This window comes from Streptomyces silaceus, from assembly GCF_001419745.1.
GTDB lineage: Bacteria > Actinomycetota > Actinomycetes > Streptomycetales > Streptomycetaceae > Streptomyces > Streptomyces silaceus.
The window spans coordinates 21,067-27,306 of record NZ_LIRJ01000008.1; the positions used below are offsets into that span (position 1 = coordinate 21,067).

6 protein-coding genes are annotated in these 6,240 nt (G+C 72.1%); 3 read left to right on the forward strand and 3 right to left on the reverse strand.

The features are described 5' to 3' along the window. The first annotated feature begins 44 nt into the window (after positions 1 to 44). Positions 45 to 425, forward strand: a complete 381-nt coding sequence (locus AOK22_RS01005; RefSeq protein WP_055696596.1) for an STAS domain-containing protein — start codon at positions 45 to 47, stop codon at positions 423 to 425. Here the strand turns inward: AOK22_RS01005 and AOK22_RS01010 are convergent. Together AOK22_RS01010 and AOK22_RS01015 are read right to left on the reverse strand one after the other, a co-directional pair. Next, positions 336 to 1,319 (reverse strand): sigma-70 family RNA polymerase sigma factor, encoded by a 984-nt coding sequence (locus AOK22_RS01010; protein WP_055696597.1) that lies wholly within the window; start codon positions 1,317 to 1,319, stop codon positions 336 to 338. The two genes, AOK22_RS01005 and AOK22_RS01010, sit on opposite strands and share 90 nt — an antisense overlap. Positions 1,320 to 1,488: 169 nt before the next feature. Then, a complete protein-coding gene (locus tag AOK22_RS01015) occupies positions 1,489 to 2,778 on the reverse strand; it encodes an MFS transporter (protein ID WP_055696598.1) in 1,290 nt (429 codons plus the stop codon). A 62-nt stretch (positions 2,779 to 2,840) separates the two neighbouring features. On the opposite strand from AOK22_RS01015, the gene AOK22_RS01020 reads away from it, so the two are divergent. Then, on the forward strand, positions 2,841 to 3,845 hold the full coding sequence (locus tag AOK22_RS01020) for a LysR family transcriptional regulator (protein ID WP_055696599.1): 1,005 nt from the start codon (positions 2,841 to 2,843) through the stop codon (positions 3,843 to 3,845). 46 nt (positions 3,846 to 3,891) lie between these two features. Here AOK22_RS01020 and AOK22_RS01025 read toward each other — a convergent pair whose 3' ends face one another. After that, complete coding sequence (locus tag AOK22_RS01025; protein WP_055696600.1) at positions 3,892 to 4,656, reverse strand: alpha/beta hydrolase; 765 nt, start codon at positions 4,654 to 4,656, stop codon at positions 3,892 to 3,894. A gap of 102 nt (positions 4,657 to 4,758) precedes the next feature. Here AOK22_RS01025 and AOK22_RS01030 point away from each other — a divergent pair, with 102 nt between their 5' ends. Then, positions 4,759 to 5,928: an adenosine deaminase gene (locus tag AOK22_RS01030; protein WP_055696601.1), complete on the forward strand. Its 1,170-nt coding sequence runs from the start codon at positions 4,759 to 4,761 to the stop codon at positions 5,926 to 5,928. Positions 5,929 to 6,240 lie beyond the last annotated feature (312 nt).

The window sequence follows — 6,240 nt, forward strand, 5'->3', positions numbered from 1 at the left end:
GGGCGGCACCGATGAGTTCCGGCCGTCCCGTCGGTCAACCCTGTGTGACCGCTTCCGAGGACAACCTCATCCGTATCGCGGGCCCCCTGCGCGCAGGCGACGTCCCCGACCTGTGCGCGCGGGTCGCGACGGCCCGGCACGGGCCCGGCGAGGGCGGGACGGCCGACGTCGTCTGTGACGTCGCCGCCGTCACCACCGCCGATCTGACCACCGTCGACGCCATCGCCCGGTTGCAGCTCGCCGCCCGCAGGGCCGGGAGACGGATCCGGCTGCGGAACCCGTCGCCCGCCCTGCTCGCGCTGCTCGGCCTCGTCGGCCTCGTCGAACTCCTCGGCCTAGTCGTCGAGATGGAGGGGCACCCCGAACAGCGGGAACCACCGCTGGGTGTCCAGGAAGCAGTGGAAGCCGGCGATGCGGCCCTCTGAGATCTCGATGACCTGGATCGACCAGGGCATGTAGCCGCCGTTGTCGGGGTCGGGCTTGTACTGGGCGAAGCCCGGCGTGCCGTTCACGTCCACCGGCAGCAGGCGGCCGTTGGCGCACGGGGCGCCCATCGTGGACATGAAGCCCGTGATGTCCGAGGTGCCGCGCAGCCAGAGGTCGAACGGCGGCATCGTCATGACGGCGTCCTCGGCGAGCAGCGCGGTCAGCGCCGCCATGTCATAGCCCTCGAAGGCGGCGACATAGCGGTCGAGCAGCTTCTGCTGCTCCTCGTCCAGCGGGTCGGAGACGGCGGTGTCGTCCTCCGGCCGCTCGGCGAGGGTGGCGCGGGCCCGCTGCAACGCGCTGTTGACCGAGGCGACCGAGGTGTCGATCAGCTCGGCGACCTCGCTGGCCTTCCACGCGAGGACCTCGCGCAGGATCAGCACCGCCCGCTGCTTGGGCGGCAGGTTCTGCAGGGCGGCGACGAAGGCCAGGCGCACCGACTCCTTGGCGACCGCGGCCTCCGCGGGGTCACTGGTGGTCGGCAGCACCCGGGCGTCCGGCATCGGCTCCAGCCAGGTGTTGTCGGGGCGCGGGGTGAGGGCGGCCTGGGCCAGCGGGGCCGCGGCCGTCAGGTCCATGGGGCGGGCGCGGCGGTTGCCCGCGTTCAGCATGTCCAGGCAGACGTTCGTCGCGATGCGGTACAGCCACGAGCGGACGCTGGAGCGGCCCTCGAACTTCTCGAAGCTGCGCCAGGCGCGCACCATCGTGTCCTGCACGGCGTCCTCGGCCTCGAAGGCCGAGCCCAGCATCCGATAGCAGTACCCGGTCAGCTCGACCCGGTACTTCTCCAGCGTGACGTCCAGATCGGTCGTCGTCCCTGCGGTGTCGCTCATCCCAACCCACCCCTGCGGCTCCGGTGAAGGGACCGTGAAAGGCCCCAGCACAACGGAAGCTACAGCAGCCCACTGACAACGGCCTCCGGAGCAGGCAAACCCGCAGGTGAAATCCCCGAAGAGCGTGCGGTCAGCGGGCGTTGGGCGACCGGAATCCGTCCTTCCCGCCTCAGTGCGCGGCCGCTGCCACGACCGCCCGCCGCTCCTGCGTCCGCGCCGCGTGCGAGCCCCACACGGTGATCGACACGACGCCGAGCACCGCGAGGACGCCGAGGCCCACCGTCCCGGCCCAGCCGCCCGCGTGGAAGGCGACCGCGCCGAGCGTGCCGCCCGCGCTGGAGCCCAGGTAGTACGCGGACTGGTAGAGCGCCGACGCCTGGGCCCGGCCCTCGGTGGCCGTGCGGCTCACCGACGAGGACGCGACCGCGTGCCCCGCGAAGAAGCCCGCCGTGATCAGCACCAGGCCCAGCAGCACCATGACGAGGGAGTCGGCCAGCGAGAGCAGCAGCCCGCCCGCGGTCGTGCTCACCGCGAGGTAGAGCGCCCCGCGCCGCCCGAGCCGGGCCACGAGCCGGCCGGCCGCCGCCGAGGAGACCGTACCGACGAGGTAGACGAGGAAGATCGAGCCGATGACACCCTGGGGGAGCGAGAACGGCGCCTCGGTGAGCCGGTAGCCGATCACCGTGTAGACCGCGCCGAAGACGGTCATGAACAGCGCGCCGATCGCGTACAGCCGGCACAGGAGCGGGTTCGACAGATGCGTACGGACCGTACGCGCCAGCGACCGGGGGCTGAGCGTGCCCGGCGTGAAGTGGCGCGGCGCGGGCAGCAGCGCGCGGAAGGCGAGGGCGCACAGCACCGCGACGACGCCGACCACCCCGACCGCCACGCGCCAGCCCCAGGCCTGCGCGACCCAGCCGGTCACGATGCGCCCGCTCATGCCGCCGATCGAGTTGCCCGCCACGAACATGCCGATGGCCGCGACCAGCGCCTTGGGCCGCACCTCCTCGGCGAGGAACGCCATCGCGGACGCGGGCAGCCCCGCCAGCGCCGCGCCCTGCACGGCGCGCAGCGCGATCAGCACCTCGACGGAGGGGGCGAAGGGGACGAGGAGCCCGACCGCGACGGCGACGGTCAGTGCGGCGGTCATCACCGCGCGCCGCCCGAAGCGCTCGCTGAGCGCGCTCAGCGGAAGGACGAAGAGAGCCAGTGCGCCCGTCGCCGCCGACACCGTCCAGCTGGCCGTGCTCGCGCTCACGCCGAAGTCGGCGGAGACGAGGGGGAGGAGGGCCTGCGTGGAGTAGAGCAGGGCGAAGGTGGCGACGCCCGCGAGGAAGAGCGCGAAGCTCATCCTGCGGTAGCCCGGACCGCCGGGGGTCAGCCGGGTGTCGGCGGCGGGGGACGACGGAGTGAGGGCGACCGCAGGGGTGGCGGGCGCCCCGCTACTGGCAGGAGGCATGCCATGAACGTACGACCGACTTTTTGATGCGTCCAATGCATGGAAACCCCATAATCGTTCCCATGCCGCATCAGCAGAGGTCACAGCCGCGTCTGTCACGCAACAGTGACGCAGAGGACATCGTGACGCTGCTCGCGCCCCGCCTCGCGTACTTCGCGGGGGTCGCCCGCACCGAGCACGTCACGCGCGCCGCGCAGGAGCTCCAGGTCCCCCAGTCGACGCTCTCCCGCGCCCTCGTCCGGCTCGAACGGGACCTCGGCGTCGACCTGTTCGTCCGCCGTGGCCGCACCGTCGCGCTCACCCCGGCGGGCCGCACCTTCCTCGCCTCGGTCGAGCGGGCGCTCGGCGAGGTGGAGCGGGCCGCCGAGTCGGTGCGCGCGGACGCCGACCCGGCCTCCGGCAAGGTCGCCTTCGGCTTTCTGCACACGATGGGCTCGGAGACGGTGCCGGGCCTGATCCGCGCCTTCCGCGCCGACCACCCGCGCATCCGCTTCAGCCTCGTGCAGAACTACGGCGAGGCGATGCTGGAGCGGCTGCGCGCGGGCGAGCTCGACCTCTGCCTCACCTCGCCGGTGCCCGACGCCCCCGACCTGGTGGCCCGCCGGCTCGACGAGCAGCGCCTGCGCCTGGTCGTCCCCGACGACCACCGGCTCGCGTCCCGCAAGCGGGTCCGGCTCGCCGAGGCGGCCGACGAGGCCTTCGTGACCCTGGAGCCGGGCTACGGCCTGCGGCGCATCACCGACGACCTCTGCCAGGAGGCGGGCTTCCGGCCCCGGGTCGCCTTCGAGGGCGAGGAGGCGGAGACGCTGCGGGGCCTGGTCGCGGCGGGTCTCGGCGTGGCCCTGCTGCCGCCGCCGGCCGTGGCCCGCCCGGGAGTCGTGGAGCTGACGGTGACGGGCCAGCGCGCGGTGCGCGAGATCGGCGTGGCCTGGCTGGACGGCCACCCGGACACGCCGCCGGTGGCGGCGTTCAAGCAGTTCCTGCTGAGCAGGAAGGGCAGACTGCTGCAACAGAACACCCTGGTGCAGCCCGGCCACGGGGGAAGTGACAGCCCGTCCGGCGATTGAGGACGAACTCGGCGAAACCGGTGGCCGGCAGGCAACCGTCGCCCGGTCACTTGCGGAAGGACTGCCCGAAGCCGGAGGCCAACGGCATGCGCAGCCCCAGCGGCGGCGGCGCCGCCAGCGCGTCCTCCAGGGGCCGGGCGAAGTCCGCCCCGAACAGCGTGCCCATCACGAAGTCCGAGGCCAGTGCGAGGACTTCGGACTGGTGCTGATGCAGCCGGTGCCCGTCGGAGTGCACCTCGAACCGGCACACGTCACGGTTCGCCTTCTTCGCCCGCTCGGCGAAACGGAACGACAGCTCGGGGTCGGTCCGCTCGTCGTTGGTGCCGTGCACGATCAACACCCGCCGCCCCACCAGCTGCTTCACCGGCTCCGGCGGCGCGGCCACGTCGTCCTCGGGCAGCCAAGGGGCCAGCGCGAGCACGGAGTTGACCGCCGTGTGCCCGCCCGCGCGGAGCGCCGCGCGCCCGCCCATGTCGACGCCGGCCAGACAGACGGGGACGTCGCCGTAGAGACGTACGATCTCGTCCGCCGCCCACGCCGTGTCCTGGGCGAGCTGCGCCTGCGCGCCGTTCCAGCCCCGGCAGCGGTAGTGCACGACATGGGTGGCGAGGCCCGCCTCGTGCCCGTCGCGGGCCAGTCTGCGCCCCAGCGCGCGGACCGGGCCCGCCGTCAGGGGCGTGGGTCTGCGGGTGGATGTCTCGGCGCCGCCGGGCAGCAGGAGCACCGCCCCGCTCACGGCGGCAGGCGCCGTTCCGATCACGCGCCCGAGCCTGGCCGCGCCCGCCGGCTTCGCGGTCCCTTGCTGTGCCATGACAGAACAGTGTCAGAAGCGATGGTGTACGCCACCCGTCCGCACGGTCACTGTTACGTATCGACCAGTGAGTTCTACGCGCGTAGGCGCTAGAGTGCCGAAATGACGAGCCAGACTCACACGACCGGTCACACGGACCGTGAAACGCCCGACGCCGAACAGATCCGGCGCGCCCCCAAGGTGCTCCTGCACGACCACCTCGACGGCGGCCTGCGCCCCGGCACCGTCGTCGACCTCGCCCGTGAGACGGGGTACGAGGGACTGCCCGAGACCGACCCCGACAAGCTCGGGATCTGGTTCCGCGAGGCGGCCGACTCCGGCTCCCTGGAGCGCTACCTGGAGACCTTCGCCCACACCTGCGCGGTCATGCAGACGAAGGACGCCCTCAGGCGCGTGGCCGCCGAGTGCGCCGAGGACCTCGCCGAGGACGGCGTCGTCTACGCCGAGATCCGCTACGCCCCCGAGCAGCACCTGGAGCAGGGCCTCACCCTCGAAGAGGTCGTCGAGGCCGTCAACGACGGCTTCCGCGAGGGCGAGCGCCGCGCGCGGGCCAACGGTCACCGCATCCGCGTGGGCGCCCTGCTCACCGCCATGCGGCACGCGGCCCGCGCCCTGGAGATCGCCGAACTCGCCAACCGCTACCGCGACTCGGGCGTCGTCGGCTTCGACATCGCGGGCGCCGAGGCGGGCTTCCCGCCCACCCGTCACCTCGACGCGTTCGAGTTCCTCAAGCGCGAGAACAACCACTTCACGATCCACGCGGGCGAGGCCTTCGGCCTGCCGTCGATCTGGCAGGCCCTGCAGTGGTGCGGCGCCGACCGCCTCGGCCACGGCGTGCGCATCATCGACGACATCGAGATCGCCGACGACGGCACCGTGCGGCTCGGCCGGCTCGCCTCGTACGTGCGCGACAAGCGGATCCCGCTGGAGCTCTGCCCGACCTCCAACCTCCAGACCGGTGCCGCCACGTCCTACGCCGAGCACCCCATCGGGCTGCTGCGCAGACTGCACTTCCGCGCGACGGTGAACACCGACAACCGCCTGATGTCCGGCACCAGCATGAGCCGCGAATTCGAGCACCTGGTCGGCACATTCGGCTACACGCTCGACGACATGCAGTGGTTCACGGTCAATGCGATGAAATCAGCATTCATTCCTTTCGATGAACGACTGGCCATGATCAACGACGTGATCAAGCCCGGATATGCCGAGCTGAAGTCCGAATGGCTGTTCCGTCAGACCGTCTCGACCAGCGCTTCTGCCGAGAACTGACGGAAGTCCGCGCGTCTTTGCCGACGGCGTCAGCGGCCGGGGTCCTCGTGACCCCGGCCGCTTTCTGTTCATTGCCGCCCGTGATCTGTGCTGTTTACGGTCGTTGAACCCCGCAAACCCCCACTCAGTAAACCGCTCAGCAAAGACACAAGGACACAGTGAAGATGAAGCAGTCTGCCGCCAAGACCCTCGGTGTCGCCGCTCTCGGCGCCGCTTTCGCCGCCGCCGGCGCGGGTGCCGCCAACGCCGCCCCCGCCGTCCCCGAGGCCGCCGCGGCCCTCGGCACCGTCTCCTCCGCGCTCCCCCTGGACC